The sequence below is a fragment of the Acidovorax sp. GW821-FHT10E04 genome (genome assembly GCF_059415185.1).
Window position 1 is genome coordinate 69992 of sequence record NZ_JBWKMT010000001.1, and the last position, 17042, is coordinate 87033.

Sequence of the window (17042 nt, forward strand, 5' to 3'; positions counted from 1 at the left end):
AAAGAGGTTTGCATGACCACCGCCACCCAGCCGGCCCCCATTGGCCACTACATCCACGGCCAGCGCACCATGGGCACCAGCACACGCAGCCAGGACGTGACCAATCCCGCCACGGGCGCCGTGACGGGCCGCGTGGCGCTGGCCCACCGCGCCGATGTGGATGCGGCCGTGGCCGCCGCGCAGGCCGCCTTTCCCGCCTGGGCGGACACGCCGCCCATCCGCCGCGCCCGCGTGCTGTTCAAGTTCCTGGAGCTGGTCAACCAGCACAAGGATGCGCTGGCCCGCGCCATCACGGCCGAGCATGGCAAGGTGTTCACCGATGCGCAGGGCGAGGTGGCGCGCGGCATCGACATCATCGAGTTCGCCTGCGGCGTTCCGCAACTGCTCAAGGGCGATTTCACCGACCAGGTGAGCACCGGCATCGACAACTGGACGCTGCGCCAGCCCCTGGGCGTGGTGGCGGGGATCACGCCTTTCAACTTTCCGGTCATGGTGCCCATGTGGATGTTTCCGGTGGCCATCGCGACCGGCAACACCTTCGTGCTCAAGCCCAGCCCCACCGATCCCACGGCCTCGCTGCTCATGGCCGACCTGTTCCGGCAGGCGGGCCTGCCCGACGGCGTCTTCAACGTGGTGCAGGGCGACAAGGAGGCGGTGGATGCGCTCATCGAGCACCCCGATGTCCGGGCGATCAGCTTTGTCGGCTCCACCCCCATCGCCAACTACATCTACGAGACCGGCGCCCGCCACGGCAAGCGTGTGCAGGCCCTGGGCGGCGCCAAGAACCACATGATCGTCATGCCCGATGCCGACATGGACCAGGCCGTGGACGCCCTCATTGGCGCGGGCTACGGATCGGCCGGTGAGCGCTGCATGGCCATCAGCGTGGCCGTGCTGGTGGGAGATGCCGCCGACAAGGTGGTGCCCAAGCTCGTCGAGCGCGCGAAGGCGCTCAAGGTGCTCGACGGCACGAACTTGGCGGCGGAAATGGGCCCCATCGTCACCCGCGCGGCCCACGAGCGCATCTCGGGCTACATCGACCTGGGCGTGAAGGAGGGCGCGCAATTGCTGGTGGATGGCCGCGGCTTTGACGCGGCGCAGGCCGGCGAGGGCTGCGAAGGCGGCTTCTGGATGGGAGGCACCCTGTTCGACCATGTCACGCCGCAGATGCGCATCTACCGGGAGGAGATCTTCGGCCCGGTGCTGGCGGTGGTGCGCGCCAAGGATTTTGGCGAGGCCGTGAAGCTGGTCAACGACCATGAGTTCGGCAACGGCGTGGCCTGCTTCACGCGCGACGGCAACGTGGCCCGCGAGTTCGGCCGCCGCATCCAGGCTGGCATGGTCGGCATCAACGTGCCGATTCCCGTGCCCATGGCCTGGCATGGCTTTGGCGGCTGGAAGCGCAGCCTGTTTGGCGACATGCACGCCTACGGCGAGGAAGGCGTGCGCTTCTACACCAAGCAAAAGAGCATCATGCAGCGCTGGCCTGAAAGCACGCCCAAGGGGGCCGAGTTCGTGATGCCGACGGCCAAGTAGGACCCGGCGCGCGGTCGCTGGAATGGGGCTTTGGCCCCATTTTTTCGTGGCCGCCGCGCGTTGCCGCGGGCCCTTTCTATCCCCGCGCCCAGCGTCCCTGGCGGGTTTGCCGGGCCTCCCGTTCCGGGGGGACTCCAGCACGCTCTAGAAACGCTGGATGCCGAACTCCTCGAGGCCGATCTCGGGGCTGCGCTGGCCGATCAGGTCCGCCACGGCCCGGGCGCTCCCGCAGGCCAGGGCCCAGCCGCCGGCGCCGTGGCCCGTGTTGAGCCACAGCCCCGGCACCCCGCTGGGGCCCACCACGGGGGCCGCGTCGGGGAGCATGGTGCGCGCGCCGCGCCAAACCTGCAGCCCCGAGGACAGCTGCGCCCCTCCGGGGAACCAGTCGTTGAGCGTGCGGTACAGGCGCTGCAGGGTGGGCGCATGGTGGTCCGCGTCGGCGCCCGCCAGCTCCGCGCCACCGGCAATGCGCACACGCTGCCCCAGGCGGGTGATGGAGATCTGCTGGGCCATGTCCACCACGCTGGCGCGTGGCGCGTGCGTGGACTCGCGCAGGGGCGCGCTGACCGAATAGCCGTACACGGCGGTCATCGGCAGGCGCAGCCCCAGCGGCGGCAGCAGCGCGGCCGAGGCCATGCCCGCGCACAGCACCACGGCATCGAAGCGGCGCAGCTCGGGCTCGCCTGGCACCGCAATGCCCAGGGGGCTGGTGCCGATGCGTTCGACACGGGTGTTGAACGCGAACTGCACGCCCGAACCTTGCGTGCCCTGGCGCAGCAGTTGCGCGAACAGGCGGCAGTTGCCGGCGCTGGCGTCCGGCAGGTGGATGGCGCAGGCCAGCGGGGCATCGGGGGACAGCCCGGGCTCGATGTGGCGCGCCGTCGCGGCATCGATCTCGCGTGCCGCCACGCCGCAGTCGCGCAGCACCTGCAGGGCCGGCTGCAGCGCGGCCTGCTCCTGCTCGCTGCGCAGCAGCACCAGGCGTCCGTCACTGGATTCGAAATCCAGCTCGTGCTGGCTGGCGATGGCCTTCAGGCGCTCCTGGCTGTACCGCGCCAGTTGCTCCAGAGCCGGGGCCGGCGCGCTGTTGGCGCGTGCCGCGCGGCGCCAGCGCCACAGCCAGGCCAGATGGTCCTGGCCCAGGCCGGACGCCAGCCGCAGCGTGGCGTGGGCGCCCATGAGCCGCAGCGCCTGGCCGAAGCCGGGCAGGGCCCAGGGGCTGAGCACGTGGGAGCCCAGCAGGCCGGCCGTGGCAAAACTGGCTTCTTCGGCGGCAGCGCTGCGCTGCTCGAACACGGTGACCTCGTGGCCGTCGCTGGCCAGCTCATAGGCAGTGGTGACGCCGACAATGCCGGCGCCCACGATGGCAATCTTCATGAATTTGGGTGTTTTTAGCCTCTAGAGCTTGATTATCAAGCGCTTGCAGCTATTGTTTTTGTAGTATTTTTTCGATTTGCAGGCCCGTGTTGAGCACGGTGTCATCCCGCAGGGCCCCGTGCCAGACCATCAGGCCCACCGGGAGTTCCCCCGGTACATGGCAGGGCAGGGACAGCGCGCAGCCGTCCAGCAGATTGACGGCGCTGGTATTGCGCAGCAGCAGGGTGTTGACGCGGAAGAACTCGGCGTCGCGCGCCGCATCCTGCGCGGCGTCCTGGCCGCCGGCCGGGGCCACATCCGCCAGGGCGGGGGCCACGATGGGCACGGTGGGGGACAGCAGGACGTCGTAGCCTTCCATGCACGCGTGCATGCGGGCCATCCAGTGCTGGCGGGCCTGCAGCAGGTCGATGTATTCCCATGCCATCAGCGCCGCACCCTTGTCGATGCGCGCACGCACACGGGGGTCGTAGCGCGTGCCCGCGCGCTGCAGCAGTTCGCGGTGCCAGGCGTAGGCTTCGGGCGCGGAGAAGCCATGCACCGGCTGCTCCTGCATGGGGGACATGTCGATGGTGTCGATGGTGGCGCCCGCCGCGCGCAGCGCGGACAGGGTGCGCTCGAACGCCCGGGCCACCGTGGCGTCCATGCCGTCCAGGAAGACCGTCGAGGGGACGGCCAGGCGGTATTGCGACAGCGGTGCCAGGCTGCGCGTGACGCTCCGGGCGGCCAGCACCTCGTGCGCCACGATGGCATCGCGCACGCTGCGGGTCATGGCGCAGGCCGTGTCGAGCGTGGTGGACAGCGGGACGGCCCCGGCCGTGGGGACCAGCCGCGCGGTGTTCTTGAAGCCCACGATGCCGTTGAGCGCCGCCGGAATGCGGATCGACCCTCCCGTGTCCGACCCCAGTCCGATGAACGCCGCCCCCGTGGCCACCGATACGGCGGCACCCGACGACGAGCCGCCGGGAACCCGTGGCGCGCCGGGCAATGCGCCCGATCGGGCATCGAAGGCCGCGGGCGTGCCGAAGTGCGGATTCACCCCCACGCCTGAAAACGCGAACTCCACCATGTTCGTGCGGCCGATGACAACGCCACCCGCGGCACGCAGGCGCGCCACCGCGGGGCTGTCGGCCGCTGCGGCGGGCGCATCCGCCAGCACCGTGGAGCCGGCGGGCGTGGGCTGGCCGGCGATGTCGAACAGGTCCTTGACCGATACCGCCAGGCCGGCCAGGGGCAGGCGGTCCAGGCCGGCTTGCACCGCCTTGGTGCGTGCTTCCGCGAACAGCGTGCGCGCGAAACTGTGGGTGTTCGCAGGGGACTGGGCGGCTTCGATGCAACGTTCCAGCTCTGCGGGCACGGCGGTGGTGCCGTCCCGCAGGCGGTCGCGGGTGGCGATCAGGTCAGGGAGCATGGGTGTGCTAGAATCTTTGGGTTTTGCTGGGAGCGGTAACGCGGGCAAGGGGCAGTGCAATCCGGTGTGATCGGGCATTGTCGCAATGTGCGTGTGGCGGCTTGCGCAGAACCAATCGCAAACCAGCCCTGTCAAGGTGTTGCGTCTTTCGTGAGAAACCACGGCGGCGCAAGTATTGGGGCTGGATTTTAGACCCAACCTTTGGAGTATTTTTATGTCCGTTACCATGCGCGAAATGCTGGAAGCCGGTGTCCACTTCGGTCACCAGACCCGCTTCTGGAACCCCAAGATGGCCCCCTACATCTTCGGCCATCGCAACAAGATCCACATCATCAATCTGGAAAAGTCGCTGCCACTGTTCCAGGAAGCCCAGAAGTTCGCCAAGCAACTGGCTGCCAACCGCGGCACGATCCTGATGGTCGGCACGAAGCGCCAGGCCCGTGAGATCCTGTCCACCGAAGCCCTGCGCGCTGGCGTGCCCTTCGTGGACCAGCGCTGGCTGGGCGGCATGCTGACCAACTTCAAGACGGTCAAGACCTCGATCAAGCGCCTCAAGGACATGAAGGCCCAGCAAGAAGCTGGCCTCGACAGCCTGAGCAAGAAGGAGCAGCTGACGTTCTCCCGCGAGATCGAGAAGCTCGAAAAGGACATCGGCGGCATCCAGGACATGGCTGCGCTGCCCGACGCCATCTTCATCATCGACGTGGGCTTCCACAAGATCGCCGTGGCCGAAGCCAAGAAGCTCGGCATCCCGCTGATCGGTGTGGTCGATACGAACCACTCGCCTGAAGGCATCGACTACGTGATCCCTGGCAACGACGACTCGGCCAAGGCCGTGACGCTGTACGCCCGTGGCATCGCCGACGCGATCATCGAAGGCCGTGCGAACGCCGTGAACGAAGTGGTCAAGGCCGTGACGGCCGAGAGCTCCGACGAGTTCGTGGAAGTGCAAGAAGCCGCCGCCTGATACCCGGCTGCGCGATCCGTCGCGAATGAAAGCGGGGCCCCTGGTGAGCCCCCTTTTTTTTAGGCTGAATCTAATCGATTGAACTGAACACTGAAGGAATAGAGATGGCTGCAATTACCGCAAGCATGGTGGCTGAACTGCGTGGCAAGACCGACGCGCCCATGATGGAATGCAAGAAGGCCCTGACGGAAGCCGACGGCGACATGGCCAAGGCCGAAGAGCTGCTGCGCGTCAAGCTGGGCACCAAGGCGGGCAAGGCTGCATCGCGCATCACGGCCGAAGGCGTGGTGGCGAGCTACATCGACGGCACCACCGGCGCCCTGGTCGAAGTCAACAGCGAAACCGACTTCGTCTCCAAGAACGACAGCTTCATCGCCATGGCCAATGCCGCCGCGAAGTTGGTGGCCGAGCACAACCCCGCCACCGTCGAAGCCCTGGGCGCGCTGCCCTACAGCCAGGACAGCTTCGGCCCCACGCTGGAAGACGTGCGCAAGGGCCTGATCGGCAAGATCGGCGAAAACATGTCGTTCCGCCGCTTCAAGCGCTTCAGCGGCTCCAGCCTGGCAGCCTACCTGCATGGCTCGCGCATTGGCGTGGTCGTCGAGTTCGACGGCGATGCCGCTGCCGCCAAGGACGTGGCCATGCACGTGGCCGCCATGAAGCCCGTGGCCCTGACCAGCGCCGACGTGCCTGCCGACCTGATCGCCAAGGAGCGCTCTGTCGCCGAAGGCAAGGCCGACGAAGCCAACAAGGAACTCGTGGCCGCCGGCAAGCCCGCGCAAAGCGCGGAAATCACCGCCAAGCGCATCGACGGCGCCGTGCAGAAGTACCTCAAGGAAGTCTCGCTGGCTGACCAGGTCTTCGTGAAGGCCGCCGACGGCAAGCAGACCGTGGCCCAGATGCTCAAGGCCGCCAACACCAACGTGAAGGGCTTCACGCTCTACGTCGTGGGTGAAGGCATCGAGAAGAAGGTCGACGACTTCGCCGCCGAAGTGGCCGCCCAGGTGGCTGCTGCCAAGGCTGCTGCCTGATCGTTTCCGCAACCCCCCAAGCCCCGCATCTATCACCGGAGAAATTTCCCATGTCCCACGCCGCACCAGCCCACAAGCGCATCCTGCTCAAGCTGTCTGGTGAGGCGCTGATGGGGGATGACGCCTTCGGCATCAACCGCGCCACCATCGTCCGCATGGTGGAGGAGATCGCCGAAGTGACGCGCCTGGGTGTCCAGGTGGCCGTGGTGATCGGTGGGGGCAATATTTTCCGTGGCGTGGCCGGCGGCTCGGTCGGCATGGACCGTGCCACCGCCGACTACATGGGCATGCTGGCCACCGTCATGAACGCGCTGGCCCTGGCGGACGCCATGGACAAGCAGGGCTTGGTGGCCCGTGTGATGTCCGCCATCGCCATCGAGCAGGTCGTCGAGCCCTACGTGCGTCCCAAGGCCCTGCAGTACCTCGAAGAGGGCAAGGTCGTGGTGTTCGCGGCCGGTACGGGCAATCCGTTCTTCACCACCGACACGGCGGCTGCCCTGCGCGGTGCCGAGATCGGCGCCGAGCTGGTGCTCAAGGCCACCAAGGTGGACGGCGTATATACTGCCGACCCCCAGAAGGACCCCACGGCCACGCGCTACACGAAGCTCAGCTTCGACGAGGCCATGTCCCGCAACCTGGGCATCATGGATGCGACCGCCTTCGCGCTGTGCCGCGACCAGAAGCTGCCGGTGCGGGTGTTCTCGATCATCAAGCATGGCGCCTTGAAGCGCGTGGTGATGGGCGAAGACGAAGGTACGCTGGTTTACGCTTGACGACGACGATGATGGCTTGCGGCCTGCACCGGATGCAGGCCGGCCCCGAGGAGAAAACATGACGATTGCCGACATCAAGAAGAATGCAGAGACCAAGATGGACCAGTCCATCGCGGCGTTCAAGAACAACCTGCAGAAGATCCGCACCGGCCGTGCCAACCCCGCCTTGCTCGACACCGTGCAGGTCGAGTACTACGGCTCCTTCGTGCCCCTGAGCCAGGTGGCCAACGTGGCGCTGATCGATTCGCGCACCATCAGCGTCCAGCCCTGGGAAAAGGGCATGGGCGCCAAGATCGAGAAGGCCATCCGCGAAAGCGATCTGGGCCTGAACCCCGCGTCCATGGGCGATCTCATCCGCGTGCCCATGCCCCCCATGAGCGAAGAGCGCCGCAAGGAAATGACCAAGCTGGCCCGCAATGAAGGCGAAAGCGCCAAGATCGCCGTGCGCAACCTGCGCCGCGATGCCAACGAGTCCGTCAAGAAGCTGGTCAAGGACAAGCTGGCGTCCGAAGACGACCAGAAGCGCGCCGAAACCGACGTGCAGAAATTCACCGACAGGCACATCGCCGAGATCGATGCGCTGGTGGCGGCCAAAGAGCAGGAAATCATGGCGGTTTAAGCCTTGAGGGCTTGAACGTTCACATGTCTGTATCTCCGGTGGTGCCGCACCACATCGCCATCGTCATGGATGGCAACGGCCGCTGGGCCACGCGCCGCTTTCTGCCGCGCCTGGCCGGCCACAAGCAGGGGGTTGATTCACTGCGCCGCTGCGCGCGCGCCTGCGTGCAGCGTGGCGTGGGGGTGTTGACCGTCTTCGCGTTCTCGTCCGAAAACTGGAACCGCCCGGCGGATGAGGTCTCTGGCCTCATGGAACTCCTGGCGATGGCGCTGGCACGCGAAGTGCCGCAGCTCAAGAAGGATGGCGTGCGCCTGTATTTCGTGGGTGAGCGTGCTGGCCTGTCGCCCAAGGTGCGCGATGGCCTGGCGCAGGCAGAAGCCGCCACGGCGCAAAACACCCGCCTCGTCCTCAACGTCTGTTTCAACTATGGCGGCCGCTGGGACATCGCCCAGGCCGCCGCATCGCTGGCAGCGCGCGGCGAGCCCATCACCGAGGCCAGCCTGCACGGTGCTATGGGCCTGGCCCATGTGCCCGATCCGGACCTGGTGATCCGCACCGGGGGGGAAATGCGGATCAGCAACTTTCTGCTGTGGCAGGCCGCATACTCCGAGTTCTTCTTCAGCGACCGGCTGTGGCCGGATTTCGACGAGTCGGCGCTGGACGAGGCGATTGCTGCCTTTGGCGGCCGCGAGCGCCGTTTTGGCAAAACCTCCGAACAGATCCTGTCCGCGCATCCCCATCCGATGCCGGGCTGAAAGGCCCCATGCTCAAACAGCGCGTCATCACAGCCCTTGTCCTGCTGGCCATTCTGCTGCCGGCGCTTTTTTATTCATCGTCCACCGTCCCGTTCACCCTGGTGGTGCTGGTGCTCATGGCGGCCGGCGCCTGGGAATGGGGCCGTTTGAGCGGTTTCGGACAGGCGGGCTCCGTGGCGGTGGGGGGCGCGTGCGTCGCCCTGTGCGCCGGGTCGTGGGCCCTGGGCTGGATTGACCGCCCGCTGGCGGGGCTCTGGGTGGCGGGGGGTGGCCTTTGGGTGCTGTCCGCGGCCTGGCTGCTCAGGGCCGGCGTGCCCGGCTGGCCTCGCATTCCGGCGGCGGTGCGCCTGGTGGCCGGGGTGCTGGCCCTCTGGCTTGCGTGGCTGGCGGTCGTGCAGGCGCGCAACGTGGGCGTCAACTTCCTGCTGTCGGTGCTGCTGCTGGTGTGGGTCGCCGACATCTTCGCGTACTTCGCGGGCCGTGCTTTTGGCCTGCGCTTCACCAAGGGCAAGCTGGCCCCTTCCATCAGTCCCGGCAAAAGCTGGGAGGGCGTGTGGGGCGGCCTTGCCGGCGTGCTGGCCATGGCGTTCATCTGGGTGGCCGCCGATGCCCACTGGCAGGCGGCCGTTCCCAGCTTCTACAGCCGCATGGCGCAGCAAGGCTGGTGGCTGCTCGTGATCGCGGCCCTGTTCATGGTGGCCATGAGCGTGTCGGGTGACCTGGTGGAGTCCCTCATCAAGCGCAGCGCGGGCGTGAAGGACAGCAGCGGCCTGTTGCCCGGGCACGGTGGCGTGCTCGACCGGGTGGACGCCTTGCTGCCCACCCTGCCGCTGGCCATGATGCTCACGAGCCTGACAACGCAATGATGAAACAACGACTGACTGTCCTGGGTTCCACGGGCTCCATCGGTACCAGCACGCTCGACGTGGTGGCCCGCCATCCCGAGCGCTTCGAGGTGTTCGCGCTCAGTGCCGCGACCCAGGTGGACCTGATGCTGGCGCAGTGCGCGCAGTTCCGCCCCCGCTACGCCGTGATGGCGAGTGCCCCCCATGCGGCCCTGCTGGCTGAAAGACTGCAGGCAAATGCCCTTCCAACGCATGTCCTTCAAGCGCAAGATGCTCTTGAAATAATAGCATCCCACCCTGACGTGGATGCCGTGATGGCGGCCATCGTGGGCGCTGCCGGCCTGGCGCCGTGCCTGGCTGCAGCGCGCGCGGGCAAGCGGCTGCTCCTGGCCAACAAGGAGGCCCTGGTGGTGGGCGGCGGGTTGTTCATGCAGACCGTGCGCGAGGGCGGCGCGACGCTGCTGCCCATCGACAGCGAGCATTCCGCGATTTTCCAGTGCCTGCCCGAAGATCCGGCGACCTGGGCCGAACGCGTCGACAGCATCCTGCTGACCGCGTCTGGCGGTCCCTTCCGCCAGCGGGATCCGTCCACGCTCTCGCAGATCACGCCCGACCAGGCCTGCGCGCACCCCAATTTCTCGATGGGCCGCAAGATCTCGGTGGATTCGGCCACCATGATGAACAAGGCGCTGGAAGTGATCGAGGCGCGCTGGCTGTTCGACCTGCACCCCGACCAGATCAAGGTGGTGATCCATCCGCAGCAGATCATCCACTCGATGGTGCAGTTCAAGGATGCATCGATCCTCGCCCAGCTCGGCACCCCCGACATGCGCGTGCCGATCGCCTGCGGCCTGGCCTGGCCGGAGCGCATCGCCAGCGGTGCCAGCCGGCTCGACTTCTCTGCCTTGACGGCGCTGGCGTTTGAGGATGCCGACGCGGCCCGTTTTCCCGGGCTGCACCTGTCCTGGCAGGCGCTCAAGGCGGCCGAAGGCACGACCGCCGTATTGAACGCCGCCAACGAGGTCGCGGTCGGGGCCTTCCTGTCGGGGCGGCTGCGTTTCGACCGTATCCATGCCGTGAATCTTGCAACTTTGGACGCGGTTTCTCCCTCCAAGCCGGATTCCCTCGAAGCCCTGCTGGACCTGGATGCCCAGGCACGCAATGCTGCCGAGCACGCCGCGGGCCGCCTGGCGGCCTGAGTTCTCACAGCACCACGGACCCGTACATGCTCCTTACCATCGTTGCCTTCATCGTGGCCCTGGGCCTTCTGATCGCCGTGCACGAATATGGCCACTACCGGGTGGCCGTGGCGTGCGGGGTCAAGGTGCTGCGCTTCTCGGTGGGCTTTGGCAAACCATTGCTGCGCTGGCAGCCCAAGGGGTCGCCCACGGAGTTCGTGCTGGGGGCTTTTCCGCTGGGGGGCTATGTGCGCATGCTGGACGAGCGGGAAGCGCCCGTGGCCGCCGAGGAGCGGCATCTGGCTTTCAATACCCAGCCGCTGCGCTCCCGCGCGGCCATCGTGGCCGCGGGGCCGCTGGCAAACCTGCTGCTGGCGGTGCTGCTGTATTCCATTGTGAACTGGAACGGGGTGGACGAGCCCAAGGCGGTGCTCGCCAGTCCGGTGGCCGGGTCCGTCGCGCAGAGTGCCGGCCTGCGGGGCGGCGAGCTGGTCGCGCAGGCAGCGCTGGGGTCGGACGAGATGGAGCCCGTGCGCTCGTTTGAAGAACTGCGCTGGCTGCTCACGCGCGGTGCGCTGGAGGGTGTGAACGTGCGCCTCGACGTGCAGCCGCAGTCGGGCGCCGTGCACCGGGAAATCCTGCTGGACATGTCGAAGATCGACAGCCGGGAGGCGGACGCCCAGCTGTTTCGCAAGATCGGCATCCTGGGGCCGTGGACACGGCCGGTGCTGGGCGAGGTCATGCCTGACGGGGCCGCAGCCCGCGCTGGATTGCGCCAGGGAGACGTGGTGCTCAGGATCGGTGCCAGCGACGTGGTGGACGGCCAGCAGCTGCGCGAGCTGATCCGCCAGTCGGTGCGGGGAAGCGAGCCATTGGCACAGTCCTGGCGCATTGATCGCTCAGGCCAGGTGCTGAGCGTGGACGTGTTGCCCGAGGCCAAGCCGGAACTGGGCGCCTCCGTCGGCCGCATCGGGGCGTATGTCGGGGCCCCCCCTGAATTCGTGACGGTGGAATATGGCGTGTTCGAGGGGGCCTGGGCCGGCGTGGTCAAGACCTGGGATGTCTCCATCCTCACGCTTCGGATGATGGGGCGCATGGTGATCGGCGAGGCATCGCTCAAGAACCTCAGCGGCCCCCTGACGATCGCCGACTACGCAGGGCGCTCCGCCAGCCTGGGACTCTCGCAGTACCTTGTCTTCCTTGCGCTGATCAGCGTGAGCCTGGGCGTGCTCAACCTGCTGCCGCTGCCTGTCTTGGACGGAGGGCACCTGATGTATTATCTTTGGGAGGGTGTCACGGGCAGGGGGGTGTCGGATGCATGGATGGAGCGCCTGCAGCGTGGAGGCGTTGCGGTCCTGCTTCTCATGATGTCCATTGCCCTGTTCAACGATATCACCCGGCTCTTTGGCTAACACTTTTGCCGCGCTTGCCCTGCAACTGCGGCTCCAGCTTCATTCATGAAAAAACACATCAATCGCCTGGGCGTGCGTACCGCATCGGCCGTTGCAGCCATGATTTTTGCCGCCAATGCGGCATGGGCTCTGGAGCCTTTCAAGGTGCAGGACATCCGCGTCGAGGGCCTGCAGCGCGTGGAGCCCGGCACCGTGTTTGCCTCCATGCCGCTGCGGGTTGGTGACGACTACAACGACGAGAAGGGCGCCGCGGCCATCCGCGCTCTTTTCGGACTGGGCCTGTTCAAGGACGTGCGCCTGGAGGCGGCCGGCAACGTGCTGGTGGTGGTGGTGGAAGAGCGGCCCACCGTCGCCGACGTTGACTTCGCCGGCACGCGCGAGTTCGACAAGGACGCGCTCAAGAAGGCCATGCGCGATGTCGGACTCACCGAGGGCCGGCCCTACGACAAGGCGTTGACGGACCGCGCCGAGCAGGAGCTCAAGCGCCAGTACATCAACAAGAGCCTGTACGGCGCCGAGGTCGTCACCACTGTGACGCCGATCGAGCGCAACCGCGTCAACCTGACCTTCACCGTGGTCGAGGGCGAGCCTGCCCGCATCAAGGAAGTGCGCCTCGTCGGCAACAAGGCCTTCAGTGAATCCACGCTCAAAGGCCTGTTCGACCAGGACACCGGGGGCTGGCTCAGCTGGTACACCAAGTCGGACCGCTACTCGCGCGCCAAGCTCAATGCCGATCTGGAGACGCTGCGTTCGTACTACCTGCAGCGCGGGTATCTGGAGTTCCGGGTCGACTCCACGCAGGTCGCCATCTCGCCCGACAAGCAGGACATCTCCATCACCGTCAACGTGACGGAAGGCGAGCGCTACGTGGTCTCGGGCGTCAAGCTGGAGGGCAACTACCTGGACCGCGAAGACGAGTTCAAGTCCCTGGTCACCATCCGCGCGGGCGAGCCCTACAACGCGGACCAGGTCACGGAAACGACCAAGGCGTTTTCAGAGTATTTCTCGCGTTTTGGCTTCGCCTTCGCGCGCGTGGAAGCCGTGCCCGAAATCGATCGCGAAAACAACCGGGTCGCCTTCGTGCTGCAGGCCGAACCTTCGCGCCGCGCCTATGTGCGCCGCATCAACGTGAGCGGCAACAACCGCACGCGCGATGAAGTGATCCGCCGTGAATTCCGCCAGTACGAAGCCTCGTGGTACGACGGCGAGAAGATCCGCCTGTCGCGCGACCGCGTGGACCGCCTGGGCTTCTTCACCGAAGTCAATGTGGAAACCCAGGAAGTGCCGGGTTCCCCCGACCAGGTCGACCTCGTGATCAACGTGGCGGAAAAGCCCACGGGCTCGCTGCAGATGGGGGTGGGTTTCTCCAGCGCCGAAAAGGTGTCGCTGTCGTTCGGCATCAAGCAGGAAAACATCTTTGGTTCCGGCAACTACCTGGGCATCGATGTCAACACCAGCAAGTACCGTCGCACGCTGGTGTTCAGCACTACCAATCCATACTTCACGCCGGAAGGCATCTCGCGCACGCTGGATGTGTACTACCGCACGGACAAGCCCTACGAAGACCAGGGCGGCAACTACGAGTTGGTGACCACCGGAACGTCGGTGCGATTCGGTGTTCCGTTCAGTGAAACCGATACCGTGTTCTTTGGTGGGGGGCTGGAGCAGACCAAGATCAAGGCGGGTACGAACATTCCCGCCACCTACCTGGCCTATGCCGACCAGTTTGGCTACAGCAGCACCTCCATTCCTTTGACGATCGGTTGGTCGCGGGACGACCGCGACAGCGCTCTGGCGCCGAATTCCGGCCGCTATCAGCGCCTCAATTCAGAATGGTCGGTGGCGGGGGATGCTCGCTATGTGCGGGCCAACTACCAGTACCAGCAGTACGTGCCACTGAACAAGCGCTTCACCATCGCCTTCAACGGCGAGGTGGGCATCGGCAAGGGCATGAACGGCAGGCCGTTCCCCGTGTTCAAGAACTTCTATTCGGGTGGGCTGGGATCCGTGCGCGGCTTCGACCAGGGTACGCTGGGGCCGCGTGACGTGACGGGCGCGTCGTTGGGGGGACCCAAGAAGGTCACCTTGAACGCGGAGCTGATCGCACCCTTCCCGGGCGCGGGCAACGACCGGACACTGCGTGTATTCACTTTCTTTGATGTGGGTAATGTGTACGGAGAGAACGAAAAAGTTACTTTCAGTGACATGCGTTCCTCCGTCGGCCTGGGCCTGAGCTGGATTTCCCCGCTGGGTCCGTTGCGCCTGGCCTTTGCGCAACCGGTGCGCAAGTTCGCCGGCGATAGAATCCAGAAACTGCAATTCCAGATTGGAACGTCTTTCTAATGAAATCCTTTTCTCGCCATATCTCTCTGGCCCTGCTGCTTGGCACGCTTGCCATCGCAGCGCCTGCACAAGCGCAAGAGTTCAAAGCCGGGTTTGTCAACACCGACCGCATCTTCCGCGAGGCCAGCACCGCCAAGGCTGCACAGGCCAAGCTGGAGCAGGAATTCTCCCGCCGTGAGAAAGAACTGGTGGACATGGGCAACACCCTGAAGACCGCCACGGAGAAGTTCGAGCGCGAAGCTCCCACGATGGCTGAAAGCCAGCGCACCACCCGCCAGCGCCAGCTGGTGGACCAGGACCGTGAATTCCAGCGCAAGCGCCGCGAATTCCAGGAAGACCTGAGCGCCCGCAAGAACGAGGAACTGTCCCAGGTGCTCGAACGTGCGAACAAGGTGGTCAAGCAGGTGGCAGAGGCGGAGAAGTACGACGTGATCCTGCAGGAGGCCGTCTACATCAACCCCAAGCACGACATCACCGACAAGGTGATCAAGGCGCTGAATGCCGCTGCCGGCAAGTAAGTCCCAGCGCTGGACAGGTGGCGCGTGAGCTTGCTTCTCGGGCACATAGTTGATGCGCTCGGTGGCTCGCTGGAAGGAGGTGCGGCACGGGATGCCGTCATTTCCCGCATCGCGCCCCTGGAGGTTGCAGGGCCGGGAGACCTCAGTTTCCTGAGCAACCCCCGCTACCAACAGCAACTGGCCGCCTCCCGGGCGGCCTGTGTCATTGTGGCGCCTGCCATGCGCGATGCCGCCCTGGCCCGTGGCGCCTGCATCGTGGCGGACAACCCCTACGTGTACTTCGCGCGGGCCACGCAGCTTTGGCGCCGGCTCAATGCCCCCGCAGTGCAGGGCGGTGTGCACGCGAGCGCGGTGGTGGACCCGTCGGCGCAGGTCGATGCCACCGCCACCATCGGTCCCCTGTGCGTGGTGGAACGCGGTGCGCGCATTGGCGCAGGAACCGTGCTCAAGTCCCGTGTCACGGTGGGCGAGGGCTGCCGCATCGGCGCGCGCTGCATCGTGCACCCCGGCGTGGTGATCGGCGCCGACGGCTTTGGTTTTGCGCCCGAGAACGGGCAGTGGGTCAAGATCGAGCAACTGGGGGCCGTGCACATTGGCGACGATGTCGAGATCGGCGCCAACACCTGCATCGACCGTGGTGCGCTGCTGGACACCGTCATCGAAGACGGCGTCAAGCTCGACAACCTGATCCAGATCGGGCACAACGTGCGCATCGGCAAGCACTCGGCCCTGGCGGGGTGCGTGGGCGTGGCCGGCAGCGCGACCATTGGCGCGCACTGCACCGTGGGCGGCGGCGCCATCGTGCTGGGCCATCTGGAGATGGCGGACAACGTGCACATCTCTGCCGCCACGGTGGTCACGCGCTCTTTGAGCCAGCCTGGGCAATACACGGGCATGTTTCCCATCGACGACAATGCGCGTTGGGAAAAAAACGCTGCAACACTCAAACAACTGCACAGCTTGCGAGAGCGCATCAAGGCGCTGGAGCAAGCTCTGAAAGCAGCATGAACGGAAGAACAACTCGATGATGGATATCCACGCAATTCTCAAGCAACTGCCCCACCGCTACCCGTTCCTGCTGGTGGACAAAGTGATCGAGCTTGAGAGCAACACCCGCATAAAGGCGATCAAGAACGTGACGTTCAACGAGCCTTATTTCATGGGGCACTTTCCAGGGCGCCCGGTGATGCCGGGTGTGTTGATCCTCGAGGCCCTGGCGCAGGCCGCCGGCCTGCTGGCGTTCGACGCGATGGGCAAGGTGCCCGATGAAAACAACATCTACTACTTCGTCGGCATCGATGGCGCGCGCTTCAAGCGGCCGGTGGAGCCGGGCGATCAGCTGATTCTCTCCATCACGATCGACCGCGTGCGCGGCGGCATCTGGAAGTTCAAGGGCGTGGCCAGCGTGGGCGAGGAAGTGGCCTGCGAGGCCGAACTCATGTGCACCATGCGCAGCGTGGGTTGATCCGCTCAGACTTGCAGATCGTGAGCAATATTCATCCCACGGCCATAGTCGCGCAAGGCGCCAGTCTGGATCCCACGGTCACGGTGGGCCCCTACGCGGTGATTGGTCCCGACGTGGTGATCGGGGCGGGAACCACGGTGGGGCCGCACTGCGTGATCGAAGGGCGCACCACGATCGGCGCCGACAACCGCATTTTCCAGTTCGCATCGCTGGGTGCCGTGCCGCAGGACAAGAAGTACGCGGGCGAGCCGACCGAACTCGTCATCGGCGACCGCAACGTGATCCGCGAGTTCTGCACCTTCAACCTCGGTGTGCCGGGAGCCGGCGGTATCACGCGCGTGGGCAGCGACAACTGGATCATGGCGTACACCCACATCGCGCACGACTGCCGCGTTGACAACCACACCACGCTCTCCAACAACACCACGCTGGCAGGCCATGTGCACCTTGCCGACTGGGTCACCATCGGCGGGCTCACCGGCATTCACCAGTTCGTCTCGATCGGTGCCCATGCCATGGTCGGCTTTGCCAGCGCCGTGTCGCAGGATGTGCCCCCCTTCATGCTGGCCGACGGCAATCCGCTGGCGCTGCGCGGCCTCAACATCGTCGGGCTGCGCCGCCGGGGCTTCTCGGCAGAGCGTGTGGCGGGCATCAAGCAGATGCACCGCCTGCTCTATCGCCAGGGGCTGACACTGGAGGCCGCACGCGCAGGCGTGGCCGAGTTGCCAGCCGCCCATCCGGAGGCTGCGCCCGACATCGCCATGATGCTGGGTTTCCTGGATACCTCCACGCGCGGCATCGCGCGCTGAGGGGCA

The 17042-nt window shown here is 66.0% G+C and carries 16 protein-coding genes; 14 read left to right on the top strand and 2 right to left on the bottom strand.

Annotated features, from left to right (window positions below; translation table 11 throughout):
* The first annotated feature begins 12 nt into the window (after positions 1-12).
* Positions 13-1536, top strand: a complete 1524-nt coding sequence (locus tag AC07OC_RS00305; protein ID WP_218341586.1) for a CoA-acylating methylmalonate-semialdehyde dehydrogenase — start codon at positions 13-15, stop codon at positions 1534-1536.
* Positions 1537-1680: 144 nt separating this feature from the next.
* Here AC07OC_RS00305 and AC07OC_RS00310 read toward each other — a convergent pair whose 3' ends face one another.
* Both AC07OC_RS00310 and AC07OC_RS00315 read right to left on the bottom strand, forming a co-directional pair.
* The gene (locus AC07OC_RS00310) at positions 1681-2913 is read right to left on the bottom strand and encodes an FAD-dependent oxidoreductase (RefSeq protein WP_218341587.1); all 1233 of its coding nucleotides are present in this window, start codon (positions 2911-2913) and stop codon (positions 1681-1683) included.
* A gap of 49 nt (positions 2914-2962) precedes the next feature.
* Entirely contained in the window at positions 2963-4321 is a 1359-nt protein-coding gene (locus AC07OC_RS00315; RefSeq protein ID WP_494600308.1) for an amidase, read from the bottom strand.
* Between the two features lie 214 nt (positions 4322-4535).
* On the opposite strand from AC07OC_RS00315, the gene rpsB reads away from it, so the two are divergent.
* The 13 genes from rpsB to lpxA all read left to right on the top strand — a co-directional run bounded on the left by rpsB (position 4536) and on the right by lpxA (position 17036).
* Complete coding sequence (gene rpsB, locus AC07OC_RS00320; RefSeq protein ID WP_218297697.1) at positions 4536-5288, top strand: 30S ribosomal protein S2; 753 nt, start codon at positions 4536-4538, stop codon at positions 5286-5288.
* Positions 5289-5392: 104 nt separating this feature from the next.
* Complete coding sequence (tsf, locus tag AC07OC_RS00325) at positions 5393-6319, top strand: translation elongation factor Ts (RefSeq protein WP_218297696.1); 927 nt, start codon at positions 5393-5395, stop codon at positions 6317-6319.
* A 50-nt stretch (positions 6320-6369) separates the two neighbouring features.
* Entirely contained in the window at positions 6370-7092 is a 723-nt protein-coding gene (gene pyrH, locus AC07OC_RS00330) for a UMP kinase (RefSeq protein WP_056413356.1), read from the top strand.
* A 58-nt stretch (positions 7093-7150) separates the two neighbouring features.
* Positions 7151-7711 carry a ribosome recycling factor gene (gene frr / locus AC07OC_RS00335; protein WP_218297695.1) on the top strand — a complete coding sequence of 187 codons (561 nt, stop codon included), beginning with the start codon at positions 7151-7153 and terminating at the stop codon, positions 7709-7711.
* 23 nt (positions 7712-7734) lie between these two features.
* Positions 7735-8466, top strand: a complete 732-nt coding sequence (gene uppS / locus AC07OC_RS00340) for a polyprenyl diphosphate synthase (protein ID WP_218297694.1) — start codon at positions 7735-7737, stop codon at positions 8464-8466.
* Between the two features lie 8 nt (positions 8467-8474).
* Positions 8475-9332: a phosphatidate cytidylyltransferase gene (locus AC07OC_RS00345; protein WP_218297693.1), complete on the top strand. Its 858-nt coding sequence runs from the start codon at positions 8475-8477 to the stop codon at positions 9330-9332.
* Positions 9332-10510, top strand: a complete 1179-nt coding sequence (gene ispC / locus AC07OC_RS00350; RefSeq protein ID WP_218341642.1) for a 1-deoxy-D-xylulose-5-phosphate reductoisomerase — start codon at positions 9332-9334, stop codon at positions 10508-10510. Before AC07OC_RS00345 ends, ispC begins: the two co-directional genes overlap by 1 nt.
* A gap of 26 nt (positions 10511-10536) precedes the next feature.
* Positions 10537-11901: an RIP metalloprotease RseP gene (gene rseP, locus AC07OC_RS00355; RefSeq protein ID WP_218341589.1), complete on the top strand. Its 1365-nt coding sequence runs from the start codon at positions 10537-10539 to the stop codon at positions 11899-11901.
* 45 nt (positions 11902-11946) lie between these two features.
* Positions 11947-14244, top strand: a complete 2298-nt coding sequence (gene bamA, locus AC07OC_RS00360) for an outer membrane protein assembly factor BamA (RefSeq protein WP_218297691.1) — start codon at positions 11947-11949, stop codon at positions 14242-14244.
* The gene (locus tag AC07OC_RS00365; RefSeq protein ID WP_218297690.1) at positions 14244-14762 is read left to right on the top strand and encodes an OmpH/Skp family outer membrane protein; all 519 of its coding nucleotides are present in this window, start codon (positions 14244-14246) and stop codon (positions 14760-14762) included. The genes bamA and AC07OC_RS00365 overlap by 1 nt, the downstream gene beginning before the upstream one ends.
* 24 nt (positions 14763-14786) lie before the next feature.
* The gene (gene lpxD, locus AC07OC_RS00370; protein WP_218341590.1) at positions 14787-15770 is read left to right on the top strand and encodes a UDP-3-O-(3-hydroxymyristoyl)glucosamine N-acyltransferase; all 984 of its coding nucleotides are present in this window, start codon (positions 14787-14789) and stop codon (positions 15768-15770) included.
* Positions 15771-15786: 16 nt separating this feature from the next.
* Positions 15787-16227 carry a 3-hydroxyacyl-ACP dehydratase FabZ gene (gene fabZ, locus AC07OC_RS00375; protein ID WP_010457855.1) on the top strand — a complete coding sequence of 147 codons (441 nt, stop codon included), beginning with the start codon at positions 15787-15789 and terminating at the stop codon, positions 16225-16227.
* 20 nt (positions 16228-16247) lie between these two features.
* Positions 16248-17036, top strand: coding sequence for an acyl-ACP--UDP-N-acetylglucosamine O-acyltransferase (lpxA, locus tag AC07OC_RS00380; RefSeq protein ID WP_218341591.1), 789 nt, complete (start codon positions 16248-16250; stop codon positions 17034-17036).
* Positions 17037-17042 lie beyond the last annotated feature (6 nt).